Below are 16,066 nucleotides of genomic sequence, written 5' to 3'. Positions count from 1 at the left end.
CAACATCATTCTGAACTCTGCGCCCGATGGATCGTTGCTTCGGGATCATGTTCAACCATACTCCCACTGCGGAGGCGGCCGTTCTCAGCCGGCTCAGCGCGCTTTCCTCGCTAAGCGAGGACGAGCGCCGTGCCCTCAGGCTGGCGACAGAGTTGCCCCACCGGGTGGCTGCCTGTCGCGATCTAGTCCAGGCGGGGCAGCGAACCAGCGGCTCGCTGATGGTCGTGGATGGATGGCTGGGGCGGGTGAAGCTGTTCAGCGATGGTCGACGCCAGATCCTGAGTTTCCTCGTGCCCGGCGACATCATCCAGGAAGCGCGAAACGCGCAACCGATCGCCGTAAGCACGATCACGGCACTCACCGATGCGATGCTCTGTCCCGCGCCCGCTACGGATACGGAGGGACTGTGCGAAGCCTATGCCGCCAGCGCCGCGCTCGACGAAGCGCATCTACTGCGCCAGATTGCCCGGCTCGGTCGGATGAGCGCCTATGAGCGGATCCACGATTGGATGCTGGAAATGCGCGAGCGGCTGTTGCTGGCGGGCCGCGCAGGGGCGGATGATTTCGTGATGCCGCTCACCCAGGAGACGCTGGCCGACGCACTTGGGCTGACGAGCGTGCATGTCAACCGCACCTTGCAGGCAATGCGCCGCGATGGCGTGCTGGAATGGCGCGGCGGTGTGGTGCGGCTCAAGCAGCACGGCAAGCCCGTTGCGGATCCGGTCGCTCGCACCGCTGCCGAACGTCCCCGCGGCGCGCAGGCGGTAGCGCTCACGCGCTGAGGCAGCCTGCCGTACCGGCTCGTTGCTGCCTGTGAGAGACCTCCGCTATTCACGCACCCTTCTGTCGTCATCAACCCGTCACGCTACTACTGCACGGACTTGCATATAGCGACGATACGGGGGCAACGGCGAAGATGACGGGCGGCACGACCAGGCGGCGATTTCTGGCATCCGGTGCACAGGCGGCGGCGCTTTCCGCGCTGCCCGCATCGATCGCCCGCGCGGCAGCCATTCCAGCGGACGTCCGCACCGGCACGATCGCCGACGTCGCGCATGTCGTGATCCTGATGCAGGAAAATCGCAGTTTCGATCATTATTTCGGCACCTTGAGGGGCGTGCGCGGTTTTGGCGATCCGCTGACGGTGCCGTTGCCCGGCGGGCGCTCCATCTGGGCGCAGGAAGCGGCCGACGGGCGCCTGGTCGCCCCCTTCCATCTCTCGACCAAGGCGCATTTCGAGCTGATGCGCGTTGCCGGCACGCCGCACAGCTGGCCCGATGCGCAGGCTGCCTGGGACCAGGGGCGGATGCATCGCTGGGCTGCGGCGAAGACCGAGCGGGCGATGGGGCATTATACGCGCGAGGACCTCGCCTTTCAGTTCGCGCTGGCCGAGCACTTCACGCTGTGCGACGCCTATCACTGCGCGGTGCACACCGGCACCAACACCAATCGTCTGTTCCTGTGGACCGGCACCAACGATCCCAGCGGCACGCGAGGTGGCCCGTCGATCGGCAACTCGCATGACGAGCTCCCGGAAAAGGGCGGACATCCGGATTCCTACCGCTGGACGACCTATCCGGAACGCCTGCAGGCCGCTGGCATCGACTGGCGCATCTACCAGGACATGGCGGACAACTTCACCGACAACCCGCTGGTTGGGTTCGCGGCCTATCGCGAGGCGCAGCCCGGCTCGCCGCTATATGAGCGGGCACGCACCACCCACGGGCTGGATCAGCTGCGCGCGGATGCGCTCGCCGGCCGGCTGCCGCAGGTGTCCTGGGTGATCGCCGATGCCAAGGGAAGCGAGCACCCCGCCCCGTCCAGCCCGGCACAGGGCGCCGCCTATACCGCCGCAGTGATCGACGCGCTGACCGCCAATCCCGAGGTCTGGGCGCGCACCGTACTGATCGTCAATTTCGACGAGAATGACGGCTTTTTCGATCATGTGCCGCCCCCCGCGCCGCCGTCAGAGGACCCGGGCGCGCCGGGCGGATACGCCGGCAGCTCGCAAATCGAGACGACCGGCGAATATCACCGTGTGCCGAGCATCGCCGACGACAAGGCGGAGCGCCCCGAGCTGATCGGCCGCCCCTATGGCCTTGGTCCGCGCGTGCCCTGCTATGTGGTCTCGCCATGGAGCCGCGGTGGCTGGGTCAACTCACAGATATTCGATCACACATCGGTACTTCGCTTCCTCGAAATCCGCTTCGGCGTGGCGGAGCCCAACATTTCGGCGTGGCGCCGCGCGGTATGCGGCGACCTGACCAGCGCGTTCGACTTCCGCAGTCCCAACCGGCCGGCAGCGCTTCGCTTGCCCGATCCGCGCCCGCTGGCCGCACGCGCCGCGGCGCTGCCGACCCAGCCCGAGCCCAGCGCACCGCCGGCTGCGGACACGGCACCCCCGCAGGAGCCCGGTGTGCGCCGGAGCCGCGCGCTGCCCTACGCGCTGGAGGTGCAGGAAGCCGCGCTCGACTCGCGTGGGATACGGCTGCGATTCGACTGTGCCGGCGCCCCGGCCGTGGTGCACGTCTACGATCGGTTGCGCCCCGACGCGCTGCCGCGCCGCTTCACGCTGGCGACCGGCGGCTCGGTCGAGGCCGAATGGCTGCATGCGGCCGATGGGCGTTACGATCTCTGGCTGCTCGGCCCGATCGGCTTCCACCGCCATTTCGCGGGAAAAGGCGACGCGCTGGCCGGCAGCCTGCGCTGGGAACAGCTGCGCGCAGATACGCCCGGCTTGCGCCTGCAACCGCGCCAACCCCTTGTCGCAACTTGGCCGCGCCACCCGACGCTCGCCCCCAGCGGGCGTCTGCCTGCGCGGGACGTACGCGTCGCGCTGGGCGCAACGGGCGGCTGGTATGATCTCATCCTACGGGATCCAGATGCCACCGGTTACCGACGCAGGCTTGCCGGGCGCATCGAAAATGGCAAGGATGGCTGGTCGGAACCGCCACTGATGCAAGTTGAGGTTTTACAAATCGATTAGACGCGATACTGTCAGCGCTGACAGAATTAGTCCGGCGGGGGGCGACGCAATTGAAGTCTGTGGGCCTTGTCGAGCTGGCAAAGATTGCGGGTGTATCGGTTTCCACCGCCTCGCGAGCCTTGTCCAACCATCCCCGTGTCGCCCGGGGCACGCGCGAGCGGATCGTCGCGCTGGCCCGAGAGCATGGCTTCCGCCTCAACCAGACCGCCAGCGCGTTGCGCAAGCAGCGTACCGGGGCGATCGGCGTGGTGGTGCCGCTGGGGCACGAGGTCGATCAGGCGCTGTCCGACCCCTTCTTCATGGGCCTGCTCGGCGGCCTGGCCGATGCACTGACCCGCCGCGGCTATGACCTCTTCCTGTCGCGCGTGGTACCGCAGGGACCGGACTGGCTGGACGACATCATCGCTTCGGGCCGCGTCGACGGCATCGTTCTGATCGGACAGTCCGATCAGATCGACGTGATCGAACGCGTCGCTGGCGAGTATAGCCGCATGGTGGTGTGGGGTGCCGCACGCCTGGGATCGAACCAGATCACCGTGGGGACCGACAATGTAACCGGCGGCGAGCTCGCCGCGCGCCACCTGATCGCGCGCGGCTGCAAGCGGCTGGCCTTCCTTGGCACCCCCGACGTCCCCGAATTCGCCGATCGCTACAAGGGCTTCCACGCCGCCATCATGGAGGTGCCGGACGTCGTCGACACGGTGGTACCGATTCACCTGACGGTCGAGAACGCCTATCAGGAGATGCGCGCCTATCTGGATGCCAATCCGGCGCCGGACGGGGTGCTCGCCGCATCGGACGTCATCGCGATGAGCGCGATCCGCGCGCTCGCTGATCGTGGTCTGCGCGTACCGTCCGATGTGGCGGTAGTCGGCTATGACGACATCCTGCTCGCCGGCTACACCTCGCCTGCGCTGACCACGATTCGGCAGGACGTGGCGTATGGCGCCGACCTGATGGTGGAGCTGCTGCTCGCGCGGATCGCTGGCAAGAGCGTGGGATCGGTGGCGATGCTGCCCGAACTGATCGTCCGCGATTCCGCCTGAGCGGCGGCGCCTTCAGACCGGGATCGGCACCAGCGCGCGGTGCAGGGCGGCCAGCAGGGTTTGCGCGTCGAACGGCTTCTCGATCACCGTCACCGCATCGAGCCCGAGCGGCAGGTGATCCCGGCCATAGCCGCTGACAACCAGGAACGGCATCTGCCGCGCGAGCAGGGCAGCGGCGACGTCATCGACCAGCGCCCCCTGCAGATTGCCGTCGAGCAGCACTGCATCCGCATCCGTTGCGGCGATGGCCGCCATCGCTTCCTCTGCGGTCGCCGCCATGCCGCTGACCTTCAATCCGGCATCGAGGAGGATCGTCGACAACTCCAGTGCAACCAGCGGCTCGTCCTCGACGATGAGGACCTGCTTGCCGGCGAGCGCCGCAGCGCCATTCGCCGGCAGCACCGGCCCCGCCTTGCGCTGGGCGCGCTGGTCGCTGCGCAGTCGCACCGCGCTGGCATAGGGAATGGACAGCGTCCAGGCCAGACCGCCGGCGTCATAGCTGGCGACCGCGCTGCCGCCCTCCGCCTTCAGGCTGCGCTCGATCAGCGCGGTGCCGAACCCCCGGCGGGTGGGGGGCGCCACGACCGGGCCGCCGCTTTCGCGCCAGTCGAGATCCAGCATGTCGCCCCGCATCGACCAGTGCAGCGCCACGCGTCCGTCGGGCACCGACAAGGCCCCGTATTTATGCGCGTTGGTCGCCAGTTCGTGAAGCACGAGGGCCAGATGGAGGGCGGGCTCTGGCGCCAGATCCACCGCGGGGCCGCCGGTATCGAACCGCGCCGGATCGATCGTTCCGGTCTGGAGCTGGCCTTGCACCAGCTCCTCCAGGCTCGCGCCCTGCCAGGTCGTGCTGCTCAGCAGCGAATGCGCCCGGGCCAGCGCGTGGATGCGACCGATGAAGGTCGGCGCGAAGTCCGATGGTCCGGAGGAGTGGCGCAGCGTCTGCGTCGCGATCGCCTGGACCGACGCCAGCGTATTCTTCACCCGGTGATTGAGCTCGCCGATCAGCAGCCGCTGGGTCTGCTCGGCACGTACCCGATCGGTGACGTCGAGAATCTGCGTGTTGACCGAGAGCAACGCCCCGTCCGCGCCGAGCAGCGCGGACCCGTAGATTTCGCAGTCCAGCGTGACCCCCACGGCGGTGCGCATGCGCAGCGGCCGCATGTCGCGCACCCGCTCGCCCACGATCATGCCGCGAATCATCGTGTCGAACAGCGCCGCGTGCTCGGCGTCGAGCCACTCCAGCTCGGACGGGCGCAAACCCGATACTTCCGCCGAGCGCCAGCCGAACATCCGCTCGGCACCCGCCGACCAGGCGATGATGCGCTGCTCGGCATCGAACTCCACGATCGCCAACGGCGAGTTGTCGCGATGCGCCTTGAGACGCGCAAGTGCCGCAGCATGCCGGTCGCGCTGGCGGGCAACCTCCTGTCGCTGCCGGGCGAGTTCGACGAAGATCTCAACCTTGTTGCGGACGATCTGCGGATCGACCGGCTTGAGCAGATAATCGACCGCGCCGGTCTCATAGCCGCGGAACCGGCGCCGCTCGTCCGTCGCGACGGCGGTAAGGAAGATGATCGGCACGCGGCGGGTACGTTCGGTGCCGCGCATCAGCTCGGCCAGCTCGAAGCCGTCCATGCCCGGCATCTGCACGTCGAGCAGTGCCAGCGCCACGTCGTGCACCAGCAGCAACTCCAGCGCCTCCATGCCCGAAGGGGCGGTGAGCAGTTCCAGCCCGTCCTGCGCGAGCAGCGCTTCCAGCGCGACCAAGTTCTCAGGCACGTCGTCGACGGCAAGGACCTTCACAGGCTCACGCATCGGCCGTCGCCTTCATCTCGGCAGTGTTGCGCCGATAGATCTTTTCAGCGGGATTGAAGTCGGCAAACGCCTCCGCATGGCGCGAGAAGCGCAACGTCTCCCGCGCGCCCAGTCCCAGAAACCCGCCGCGCACCAGCGACTCTCCGAAAAGGCCCAGGGCCCGATCCTGCAGTCCGCGATCGAAATAGATCAGCACGTTCCGACTCGACACAAGTTGCGCCTCGGCAAACACCTGATCGGTGGCGAGGCTGTGCTCCGCGAACACGGCGCGGGCGCGAAGACTCTTGTCGAACACCGCGCTACCATAGGCCGCCGTATAGTAATCGGAAAGCGAACTATGCCCGCCGGACAGGCGGTGATTTTCGGTGAACTGCGGGATGCGCTCCAGATCGAAGATGCCTGCATCTGCCTTCGCAAGCGCCGCGGGGCTGATATCCGTGCAGTAGAAGATCGTTCGCTCCTCCAGGCCTTCCTCGCGGAACAGGATGGCAAGCGAGTAGAATTCCTCGCCATTGGCGCAACCGGCGATCCACACCTTGAGCGACGGCCAGGTTCGCAGGTGCGGCACCACCGTCTCGCGCAGCGCACGGAAGTAACCGGGATCGCGGAACATCTCGCTCACCTGGATGGTGAGAAAGCCCATCAGCTCGGTGAAAATCGCGGGCTCGCGCAGCAACCGGTGCTGCAGCTGCGACAACCCCGCGCAGCCGAAGCGCTGGCAGGCGCGCTCCATCCGCCGGTGCAGCGAACCCCGCGAATAGCCTCTGAAGTCATACTGATAGTGCCGCCAGATCGCCTCGAGCAGCAGGTCCAGCTCGATCTCCTCGTGCGGCAGGACGACGTCGTCGATCACCGCGGCATCCACACTCGCACCAGGCTCAGCAGCTTGTCGATATCGAGCGGCTTGGCGAGATAGTCGTTGGCGCCGGCGTCCAGGCATTCCTGATGGTCTCGCGCCATCGCCTTCGCGGTGAGCATGAGGATCGGCAGAGTCTTACCCCAGGGATGCTTGCGAATTTCGCGTGTGGCGGTGAGCCCATCCATCTCCGGCATCATCACGTCCATCAGAACGAGATCGACCGGGTCGGTGCGCTTGTGCGCGGCTTCTTCCAGCGCGTGCAGCGCCTCGCGACCGTTGCGCGCGATGCGAACCTTAACTCCATGGGGCTCGAAAATGCTCGTCAGTGCATAAACGTTCCGGATGTCGTCCTCGACGACCAGGATCGAGCGACCCTCCAGCGCGGAATCCCGACCCAGCGACTTGGCGATCAGCGCCTGCTGCGGCTCGGGCAGTTCAGACACTACCTGGTGCAGGAACAGCGTTACCTCGTCGAGCAGCCGCTCGGGCGACTTGGCGCCTTTGACAATGATCGACTTGGAATATTTGCGCAGCCGCAGTTCCTCGTCTTGGCTGAGGTCGCGGCCGGTATAGACGATCACCGGCGGGAACCCGATGCTATCGTCTTCGCTCAGCCGGTCGAGCAGGTCGAGACCCGAGGCATCGGGGAGGTTGAGATCGAGCACCATGCAGTCGAACGTGTCCTGCCCGAGCAGTTCCACGGTCTGCGCGGCGGAATGCGCCTCCACCGTCTCCACGTCGCGCGAGGCAAGCAGTGCCTTGACGCTTTCCGCCTGCTGGGCGTCGTCCTCCACCACCAGCACGCGCCGCATCCGCTGCGCCATGCGGGCCTCCAGCCCCTCCAGCATGTCGACGAGTTGCTCGCGCTTCACCGGCTTGAACAAATAGCCGACCGCCCCGCTCGAAAGCGCCGCCTGGCTGTCATCGTCAACCGAGACGACATGCACCGGGATGTGGCGGGTGCGCACGTCGCGCTTGATCCGGTCGAGTACCGACAGGCCGGTATGATCCGGCAGGTTCATGTCGAGGATCACGGCGTTCGGCACATATTGACGGGCGAGCAGCGCGCCTTCGTCGGCGGTGCCAGCGATCAGGCACTGGAACCCCTGGTCGTGCGCGATATCGCACAGGATGCGCGCGAAGATCGGATCGTCCTCGACGATCAGGATGACGCGGGAATCGCCGGACAATGTCTCGCGATCATCCTCGGTCGGCTCCGCGGCGCGGCGGCGGCCGGGCTTGGGATTGGACGGCTGCGGCTTGACCGGCGCGGGGCTCGGCAGCGGCGCGGGCGCCTGTACCAGCGCGGGGTCATAGCTTTCGGGCAGGACCAGCGAGAAGGCGCTGCCCTCGCCCGGCATGCTCTCCACCACCACTTCGCCGCCGAGCAGCCGCGCCAGTTCGCGCGAGATCGACAGGCCGAGGCCGGTGCCGCCATATTTGCGGCTGACGGTGCCGTCCGCCTGGCGGAACGCCTCGAAGATCACCTGCTGCTGTTCGGCCGAAATGCCGACGCCGGTATCGCGCACGGTGAACGCCACCCGCCCGTCGGGCCGGCGGGCCACGCCGAACGACACCTCGCCCTTTGCGGTGAACTTGATCGCGTTGGAGAGGAAGTTCTTGAGGACCTGTTCCAGCCGCTGCGGATCGGTCTCGATCTCGCCCGGCGCACCGCTTGCCTGCTCGGTCCGGAAGGCCAGCCCCTTGGCGGCGGCAGAGGCGGCAAAGACCGCCTTCATCTTGTCCAGCACCGGCGCCACGCGAATGCGGCGTGGCTGGAGCTCCAGCTTTCCCGCCTCGATCTTCGAGATGTCGAGAATATCGTTGATCAGTGTCAGCAGGTCGTTGCCCGAGGTCTCGATCGTCTCGGCATGGCGGACCTGATCGGGGCTGAGATTGCCCGCGCGGTTCTCCGCGAGCAGCCGCGCCATGATCAGCAGCGAGTTGAGCGGCGTGCGCAGCTCATGGCTCATGTTCGCGAGGAACTCGGACTTGTAGCGGCTGGCCTGTTCCAGATCCGCCGCCTGATGCTCCAGCGATGTCTGCGCACGAGCGAGTTCGTCGCGCTGCAGTTCGAGCGCGCGTGTCTGCGCCTCCAGCTCCGCATTGCTTTGCTCGAGCGCGGTCTGCTGCGCTTCGAGCCTGGCGGCCGTGTCCTGGAGCTGGCGGCTCTGCGCTTCCAGCTCGTCATTGTTGACGCGCAGTTCCTCGCTCTGGACCTGTAACTCCTCGGCCTGCTTCTGCGTCTCCTCCAGCAGGTCGCGGAGGCGCGCGCGGTACTTGCCCGAGCGGATAGACACGCCGAGCTGCCCGCTGATCCGAACCAGCAGTGCCTGTGCCAGCGGGTCGACCGCGGTCGGGAAGCCGAGCTCAAGCACGCCGTTCACCTCCCCGTCCGCCTCGGTCGTGCCGATCAGCAATGTCCGCGGCTGCCCCTGGCCCAGTCCGGAGCCGAAATAGAGATACCCCTCCGGCACCGCGTCCAGCACGAACTGGCGCCGATCGGCGATCGCCTGGCCGAGCAGACCCTCGCCCGGCCTGACCCATTCCGGCAGCGGGGCGTCACCGGGTACGGCATAGGTGCCGCGCCGGCGAAAGCCCGCACCGCTGGGATCCCGAACGAAGATCGCGCCGGCCTGCGCGCCGGTATAATCGGCGAGGAAGCGCAGCGCGGCGGTGGCGAGCTCATCGAGCGGCAGTTCGCCCGCGACCGCCTTGGCCAGGCCCACCTGCCCGGACTGCAGCCACTCGTCGCGCCGGATCGCCAGCCGATTGCGGACAAAGGCGAAACCGATCCCGGCGAGGATCCAGATGATGATCGTGCCGAGGATGCGGTTGACCAGGACGATCGAGGGATCGATCCCCGGCGGCGCGAGCGTGAAGCCGGCGAAATTGAGCAGCGTCGCGATCGCCGCCACCACCAGCGGCACCACCGGGCGCCCGGCGACATAGGCGATCACCGTGGGCAGCAGATAGCCCGCCCAGGTCGCGGTGCCGAGCGGCAGCACCGTGTCCGCGCCGAACGGCAGCACGAGCAGGGCGGCGAGGCCGGCGTAGAGGGGCAGAGACGGCTTCCGACTGCGTTGGCTGGGCGACATAAGGAAACTCAAAGGGATAAAGGCGGCTGGTGGTACGCAACTTTACCCGCTGGCTGCAACCCTCTGCACAGGAAGGCCCCGATATGCCCCCTTCGGGACGGTCTGCGCCACGTCCGCCTGAACCATCGCCCCTGCCGTCCGTTGGCCCGATGACTTCAGGAGACGGCAGATGGCGAAGCAGACGAGCGACTTTTTCGTGGAGCGGCTCAAGGCCTGGGGCGTGACGCGAATCTATGGCTATTCGGGTGACGGCATCAACGGCGTGCTCGGCGCCCTCCAGCGGGCGGAGGCTGCGGGCGAGGGCATCGAATTCATCCAGGTCCGCCACGAAGAGATGGCCGCGTTCATGGCATCCGCCCATGCCAAATTCACCGGCGAGATGGGCGTGTGTCTGTCCACCGGCGGTCCGGGCGCGACGCATCTCCTCACCGGCATGTACGATGCGAAGCTCGACCACGTTCCCCTGCTCGCCATTGCCGGCCAGGCCGAGACGACGGTGCGCGGGGCCAGCTATCAGCAGGAACTCAACCTCGATCGCCTGTTCGCCGACGTCTGCGGCTACGTCCAGGAAGTCTCGGCCCCCGCGCAGCTCCCGCATGTCACCGATCGGGCGATCCGCATCGCCATCGCCAACCGCGACGTGACGGCCGTCGTGCTGCCCAAGGACGTGCAGGACGAACCCTTTCAGGCACCGCCGCTCCAGCACGGCTTCACCCGTTCCGGCCCCGGCTATGTGCGGCCGCAGATCGTGCCGCCGGCGAGCGCGCTCGCGCAGGCGGCCGAGATCCTGGATACCGGCAAGAAGGTCGCCATCCTGATCGGCGCAGGCGCGCGCGATGCCGCGGCGCAGGTGATCGAGATTGCCGAGCGGCTTGGCGCCGGCGTCGCCAAGGCCCTACTCGGCAAGGACGTGCTGCCGGACGACCTGCCCTTCGTCACCGGCGCGATCGGGCTGCTCGGCACCAAGCCCTCGTCGGATATGATGGCCGGGTGCGACACGTTGCTGATGATCGGCACCGGCTTTCCCTGGGCCGAGTTCCTGCCGAAGGAAGGGCAGGCCCGCGCGGTGCAGATCGACGTCGATCCGGCGATGCTGGGCCTGCGCTACCCCGTGGAATGCAACCTGCATGGCGGCGCCGCCGAAACGCTGCAGGCATTGCTCCCGCTGCTCCAGCACAAGGCCGACCGGAGCTGGCAGGAAGGCATCGTCCACGAAGTCACCAAATGGTGGGACACGATCGAGGCACGCGCCATGGCCGAAGCCAAGCCGGTCAATCCCCAGCGCGTGGTGTGGGAGATGTCACCGCGATTGCCCGCCAACGCGATCGTCACGTCGGATTCCGGTTCCTGCTCCAACTGGTTTGCGCGCGATTACCGGGTGAAGGCGGGGCAGCGCGCATCGCTGTCCGGGGGGCTAGCCTCGATGGGCGCGGCGGTGCCCTATGCGATCGGCGCCAAGTTCGCGCACCCCGATCGACCGGTGGTGGCCCTGGTGGGCGACGGCGCGATGCAGATGAACAACATGGCCGAGCTGATCACCGTTGCCAAATATTGGAAGCGCTGGGCGGATCCTCGCTTCATCGTCTGCGTCTTCAACAATCAGGACCTGAACGAAGTAACCTGGGAGCAACGCATCATGGAAGGCAATCCGCGCTTCCCGACCACGCAGGACATACCCGACTTCCCCTATGCCCGCTTTGCCGAGCTGATCGACCTGCAGGGCATCCATGTGGATACGCCGGACGCGCTCGGCGATGCGTGGGACGCGGCGCTGCGGGCCGATCGGCCGGTGGTGCTGGAAGTGAAGACCGACCCCGATGTGGCCCCCTTCCCACCGCACCTCACGATCGCCCAGGCGAAGGGCTTCCTCTCCTCGATGACCAAGGGCGACGCCAAGCGCGGCGGCGTGATTCAGGAAACGGTGCGGCAGATCACCAAGGAAATCATCGGCTAGCCGACGGCGTGGCCACGGCGCCCTTCCGCGCTGCGGCCTTGCTGCAATGGCAAGGCTGCGCGACCGGGGTGCGGGCGCGCAGTAACCCGACGCATTTGCGGCGCTGGAGGAACAGGGCGCATCGCGCTGCGGTCCTTTGTGGCCCGTCTTCTTGCGTCAGAGCCCCAGCACCGCGCGATCCGCCGTCGCCGCCGCCAGATCCGCGCGCGCCACCAGTGCCTGGTAGCGTGCGTCCAGCGCCCGCAGGCGGGCGTCGGTCGCGCTTTCCTCGCGCTGGTTGATCAGGAAGAAGTCGCTGGCACCCATGTCGAAGCGGCGCTGTTCGGCAGTCGCCATCTTGCCGGCGAGCTCGGCCTCCTGCGCCGCAAGATCCGCGACCTTGTCCGCCCCCTCGATGCCGATCGCGATGCCCTTTACCTCGATCGCGATCTGCTCCTCGAGCATGCGGTGGCGGGTGCGCAGCCCGTCGATCTCCGCCTTGGCCTCGGCAATGCGGCCCCGGGCGGAGCGCCGCTCCAGCGGCACCGAGAACTTGATGCCCACCATCGCCTCGGCCGGCGTGCGCGACGGGCCCCCCAGCCCCACCGCACCGACATCCTTGCCGAGCTCAGCGCGCGCATCGAGCCGCGGCTTGAGGTCGTTCTCGGCCAGATTCAGACGCGCCAGCGACTGGTCGATCCGCACCAGCACGGTCTTCAGGTCCGGGCGGAGGATCGGCCCGGCCTTGCGCGGCGCGATCGCGAGTTCGGGCAGCGCCTCGGGCAGTTGCTCCACCGCCGGCACCAGCGGCACGCCATTGGGATCACGCCAGAAGAAGGACAGCGCATTGGCGCTCTCGGCGAGCTTCTGCTCGGCCTGCGCCACCAGCGACCGGCGCCGCGCGAGATTCTGGTCGTTCTCGGTGATCAGGATCTGCGGGCGCGCGCCCAGTTGCACCTGCCGCGCGAGCTGCGAGCGCCGCTTCTCGGACAGCGCCAGCAGATCACGATAGGCCTTGAGCCGCAAGCCCGCGATCGCCCAGGCCTGATAGGCGCTCATCGCACGGCGCTGGACGCCGATCGCGACCATCTCGCGGTCCAGCCGGGCGACATCGACATCCTGGTCGGCGAGACGCAGCTTGGTGCGGCGCTCGTCGGTCACCCGATCACGCAGCAGCGAAAAGATCGCCCCGACTTTGAACTCGCCAAGCTGGTTGGTGTAGGCCTTGTCCTCATAGACCGGGAACTTGCCGCGGGAGAGGCGGTAGCCTGCATAGAGCCCGCCGCCATTGTTATCGAGCGCCCGGCTGGCCTTCGCCTCGACGACCGAGCCGTCATAATAGCCGAAGGGCCGGGTCTGCGCGTCGACATCGAACACCACGTCGAACGCGCCCTCGGCGCTCAGCGCCTTGCCCTCGGCCTGGCGCTGCTTGGCCAGCGCCTCGATGATCTGGGGGGCGTTCTGCGCCGAAGAGCGCAGCACCTGATCGAGGGTCAGCGGGCCCTGCGCCGCAGCCGGAGCCGCGAACGCCAGGGCGCAAAGGGCGAGCAGGTGCCGGATCATTTCTTTTTCTTCTTGTAGATATCCATGCCCTTCTCCTCGCCCTTGTCCGACGCGGCACCGAATTCGAGCGGGAAGTCGTTGAGCTGGCGCCAAAGTTCGTAACCGACCGGCACCGTTTCGCCCTGCACCCAGCCGCGCGCCTTGGCGCCGAGCCGGACGAAGCGATCGTTCGGCCAGGCCTGGGTGCCCGGCATCGGCTCAATCAGCACGCGGAACAGCCCGTCGGGCATGGCGGACGGGTCGACCGAGCGGACACGCCCGTCGAACAGGCCCCAGGCCATCGAGGGCCAGCCGCTCAGCTGGATCGCGGGCCATCCTTCGAATTCCAGCCGCACGCGGCGGCCCGGACCGACCAGTGCAATGTCGCGACCGTCGACCATCAACTCGACGACGCGCTCGGTGCCGCCCTCGGGGGCGAGCGTCGCCAGTTCGGTGCCTGCGCTGACCAGCGTCGCGCCGGCGGCGGCGTTGAGCGTCTGGATGCGGCCGTCGCGCGGCGCGCGAACGATCTGCACCGACTGGCGGTTGAGCGAAACCTCGATGCGATTGAGCTTGGCGCGCGAGTCCGCAAGCTTGGCGCCCTGATCGGCGACGCGGATCTGTGCCTGCTCATAGTCGCGACGGGCGGCAAGTCCCTCGTTGAACAGCGTGCGGGCGCGGTTCACGTCGATCGAGGCCGTCGCCCGGGCGCTCTCCACCGCCGCGATCTCCGCCAGCACCTGGTCCCGTTCCGCGGCGAGGCGGGCGAGCAGTTCGGGGTCGTTGTCCGAAACCTTGGCGATCGGATCGCCCTTCTTCACCGCCTGCCCGTCGGTGACGAACCAGCGCTCGACACGGCCGGGCACCAGCGCGGTGACCGACTGCACCCGGTCGTGCGGATCGAGCGCGACAACCTGCCCCCGGCCCGGCGCCGTCTGCACCCAGGGGACATAGACCATGGTGATAGCGGCGAGCACCACCACGATCACGATCATCCAGGCGATCACCCGGGCGATACGCGGCGGGCGCATGCCGGCGAGCGTCGGGAAATGCCCGATATGGTCCGGCTTAAAGGGCATTGCGGGCCTCCAGATCGGCAAGGGCGGCATTGAGCTGGTCGAGCGTATCGAAGCGCGCCTGCGTCGCGCGGCCCAGCCACAGATAGCCGTCGCGGCGGATCGCCTCCGGGCGGCCCGTGAACAGCAGCACCGTGGTGCCTGCCTCGCGCAGGGCATCCAGCGCGGCGGTCAACCGCTCGGGCGGCATCAGATCGTAGAGGGCGCTGAGCAGCAGCACACGCGGCCGGGCCAGCAGCGCGTTGGCCAGCTTGAGCGCCATCAGCTCACCGATCGACAGCGGATAGCCCGAGGCGGCGAGCGGGGTATCCAGTCCGTCCGGCAGCTGGCCGATCCGCGCATCGAGCCCGACCAGCGCCAGCGCGTCGAGCACCCTGCCCGCGGGAATGCCGGCACCGGCCAGCCCAAGATAGTCGCGGATGCTGATCTCGACGATGGTGGGGCGATCGAGCACGATCACGTCCGAGCGCAAACGATAGACGTCCAGCGCCTCCAGATCGACGCCGCCGACCATGACGAGTCCCCGGTCGGGCTGGGTATTGCGCTTCAGCAGCATCGCCAGCCGCGTGTCCATCGTCGCGGCGCCGACCGCGACCAGCTGGGCGCCGGCCGGAATGGTCAGGTCGAACCGCGCGTCGCCCGCTTCCACCTCGCGCAGCCGAACCTCGCCATTGCCGGGGGCTTCGCTGCTGCGCCTATGGGTCTCGTGCGGGATCGCGTAGAGCAGCGAGACTTCCTCGGCCGCCGCGACCATGTCGTAAAAGGCGTCGAGATAGGTGCCCAGCTGCCCCAGGCCGTAGAACACGCCAGACAGGATCAGCTCGGCGGCGACCAGCTGGCCGATGGAGAGCTGCCCCTGCAAGATCAGCCAGCCCCCCATCGCAAGGAGTGCGGCGCTGGCGGTGGCATAAAGCAGCAGATAGGCGCAGGTCTGGGTGAAACTGTAGCGGAAGTGGCGGCGATGCGCCTCGACATAGGCGGCAGTCATCGATTCCGATCCGTCCATCGCGAAATCGAGATGGCGGCTGGACTTGTAGAAGCCGTTCGAGGTGCCCAGCCCTTCCAGCCAGCGCGCGGCATCATGCTTGGCATGGCTGAGCGCCACCGCCGAGCGGATCGCACCCGGCGACCAGAGCTGCCAGATCAACCACACCAGCGCGATCAGGATCACGTTGAAGGCGAGGAAGAACGGGTGGTAGAAACTGGTCACCACCAGTCCGACCACCGACTGGAGCAGAATGGTGAAGCCACCGATGACCAGGCTCGGCACACTCTTCTGCACCGTCATCAGATCGAAATAGCGGTTGAACAGGTCGACGCGGCGGGCATCGGCGAAGAAGGGGTTGCGCGCATGCACCGCGCGGATCGTGATCTCCGCCACGGTGCGGGCGAACAGACGCCGCTCGAACAGCGCCATGATGTGGACCCGGAGCGCGCTCAGGATGACGACGATCAGCAGCAGCGCGAACAGCAGCGCGGACAGCGTGATCAGCGGCGCCGGCAGCGCGATCTTGGCCACGCTGTTGATCAGCAACTGCACCGAGATCGGCGTCGCCAGTGACAGCAGGCTGATCGCGATGCCATAGACCATCGCCAGCCGCAGATAGCCGCCATCGGGCCCCACCACCTCGCCCAGCCAGCCGCGCACCTGCGCCCAGCCGATCCTCTGTTTCGCCATCGCTACGTCATCTCCCTTCGCGATCGATGA

10 protein-coding genes are annotated in these 16,066 nt (G+C 67.5%); 4 read left to right on the top strand and 6 right to left on the bottom strand.

The genetic code is table 11. The features are described from left to right. The first annotated feature begins 47 nt into the window (after window positions 1–47). The 3 genes from OIM94_RS00730 to OIM94_RS00720 all read left to right on the top strand — a co-directional run bounded on the left by OIM94_RS00730 (window position 48) and on the right by OIM94_RS00720 (window position 4,032). Entirely contained in the window at window positions 48–782 is a 735-nt protein-coding gene (locus tag OIM94_RS00730; RefSeq protein WP_264608231.1) for a Crp/Fnr family transcriptional regulator, read from the top strand. Window positions 783–916: 134 nt separating this feature from the next. Further along, on the top strand, window positions 917–2,986 hold the full coding sequence (locus tag OIM94_RS00725) for a phosphocholine-specific phospholipase C (protein ID WP_264608230.1): 2,070 nt from the start codon (window positions 917–919) through the stop codon (window positions 2,984–2,986). A 59-nt stretch (window positions 2,987–3,045) separates the two neighbouring features. Beyond that, complete coding sequence (locus OIM94_RS00720; protein WP_264609954.1) at window positions 3,046–4,032, top strand: LacI family DNA-binding transcriptional regulator; 987 nt, start codon at window positions 3,046–3,048, stop codon at window positions 4,030–4,032. Between the two features lie 12 nt (window positions 4,033–4,044). Here OIM94_RS00720 and OIM94_RS00715 read toward each other — a convergent pair whose 3' ends face one another. Genes OIM94_RS00715 through OIM94_RS00705 form a run of 3 tightly spaced genes read right to left on the bottom strand, consistent with a single transcriptional unit; the run spans window position 4,045 to window position 9,807 of the window. Next, the gene (locus OIM94_RS00715) at window positions 4,045–5,850 is read right to left on the bottom strand and encodes a response regulator (RefSeq protein WP_264608229.1); all 1,806 of its coding nucleotides are present in this window, start codon (window positions 5,848–5,850) and stop codon (window positions 4,045–4,047) included. Beyond that, on the bottom strand, window positions 5,843–6,715 hold the full coding sequence (locus OIM94_RS00710; protein ID WP_264608228.1) for a CheR family methyltransferase: 873 nt from the start codon (window positions 6,713–6,715) through the stop codon (window positions 5,843–5,845). Before OIM94_RS00710 ends, OIM94_RS00715 begins: the two co-directional genes overlap by 8 nt. Then, window positions 6,700–9,807 carry a response regulator gene (locus OIM94_RS00705; protein ID WP_264608227.1) on the bottom strand — a complete coding sequence of 1,036 codons (3,108 nt, stop codon included), beginning with the start codon at window positions 9,805–9,807 and terminating at the stop codon, window positions 6,700–6,702. The genes OIM94_RS00710 and OIM94_RS00705 overlap by 16 nt, the downstream gene beginning before the upstream one ends. A gap of 169 nt (window positions 9,808–9,976) precedes the next feature. Here OIM94_RS00705 and OIM94_RS00700 point away from each other — a divergent pair, with 169 nt between their 5' ends. Then, window positions 9,977–11,761 (top strand): thiamine pyrophosphate-requiring protein, encoded by a 1,785-nt coding sequence (locus tag OIM94_RS00700; RefSeq protein ID WP_264608226.1) that lies wholly within the window; start codon window positions 9,977–9,979, stop codon window positions 11,759–11,761. Between the two features lie 156 nt (window positions 11,762–11,917). On the opposite strand, the gene OIM94_RS00695 is transcribed toward OIM94_RS00700, so the two are convergent. Genes OIM94_RS00695 through OIM94_RS00685 form a run of 3 tightly spaced genes read right to left on the bottom strand, consistent with a single transcriptional unit; the run spans window position 11,918 to window position 16,036 of the window. Further along, on the bottom strand, window positions 11,918–13,303 hold the full coding sequence (locus tag OIM94_RS00695; RefSeq protein WP_264608225.1) for a TolC family protein: 1,386 nt from the start codon (window positions 13,301–13,303) through the stop codon (window positions 11,918–11,920). Beyond that, entirely contained in the window at window positions 13,300–14,361 is a 1,062-nt protein-coding gene (locus OIM94_RS00690; RefSeq protein ID WP_264608224.1) for an HlyD family secretion protein, read from the bottom strand. Before OIM94_RS00690 ends, OIM94_RS00695 begins: the two co-directional genes overlap by 4 nt. After that, the gene (locus OIM94_RS00685) at window positions 14,351–16,036 is read right to left on the bottom strand and encodes an ABC transporter ATP-binding protein (RefSeq protein WP_264608223.1); all 1,686 of its coding nucleotides are present in this window, start codon (window positions 16,034–16,036) and stop codon (window positions 14,351–14,353) included. Before OIM94_RS00685 ends, OIM94_RS00690 begins: the two co-directional genes overlap by 11 nt. Window positions 16,037–16,066 lie beyond the last annotated feature (30 nt).

Origin of the sequence: Sphingomonas sp. R1 (genome assembly GCF_025960285.1) — a bacterium.
In the GTDB taxonomy this organism is placed as follows: Bacteria; Pseudomonadota; Alphaproteobacteria; order Sphingomonadales; family Sphingomonadaceae; genus Sphingomonas.
Note: the sequence above shows the minus strand (reverse complement) of the source record. Positions and strands in the feature narration are given on the sequence as shown.

What these genes read in the sequence shown, in the direction of transcription:
- OIM94_RS00730 (WP_264608231.1), top strand. Translation starts at nt 48, where the DNA reads ATGTTCAACCATACTCCCACTGCGGAGGCGGCCGTTCTCAGCCGGCTC.
- OIM94_RS00725 (WP_264608230.1), top strand. Translation starts at nt 917, where the DNA reads ATGACGGGCGGCACGACCAGGCGGCGATTTCTGGCATCCGGTGCACAG.
- OIM94_RS00715 (WP_264608229.1), bottom strand. Translation starts at nt 5,850, where the DNA reads ATGCGTGAGCCTGTGAAGGTCCTTGCCGTCGACGACGTGCCTGAGAAC.
- OIM94_RS00705 (WP_264608227.1), bottom strand. Translation starts at nt 9,807, where the DNA reads ATGTCGCCCAGCCAACGCAGTCGGAAGCCGTCTCTGCCCCTCTACGCC.
- OIM94_RS00700 (WP_264608226.1), top strand. Translation starts at nt 9,977, where the DNA reads ATGGCGAAGCAGACGAGCGACTTTTTCGTGGAGCGGCTCAAGGCCTGG.
- OIM94_RS00695 (WP_264608225.1), bottom strand. Translation starts at nt 13,303, where the DNA reads ATGATCCGGCACCTGCTCGCCCTTTGCGCCCTGGCGTTCGCGGCTCCG.
- OIM94_RS00690 (WP_264608224.1), bottom strand. Translation starts at nt 14,361, where the DNA reads ATGCCCTTTAAGCCGGACCATATCGGGCATTTCCCGACGCTCGCCGGC.
- OIM94_RS00685 (WP_264608223.1), bottom strand. Translation starts at nt 16,036, where the DNA reads ATGGCGAAACAGAGGATCGGCTGGGCGCAGGTGCGCGGCTGGCTGGGC.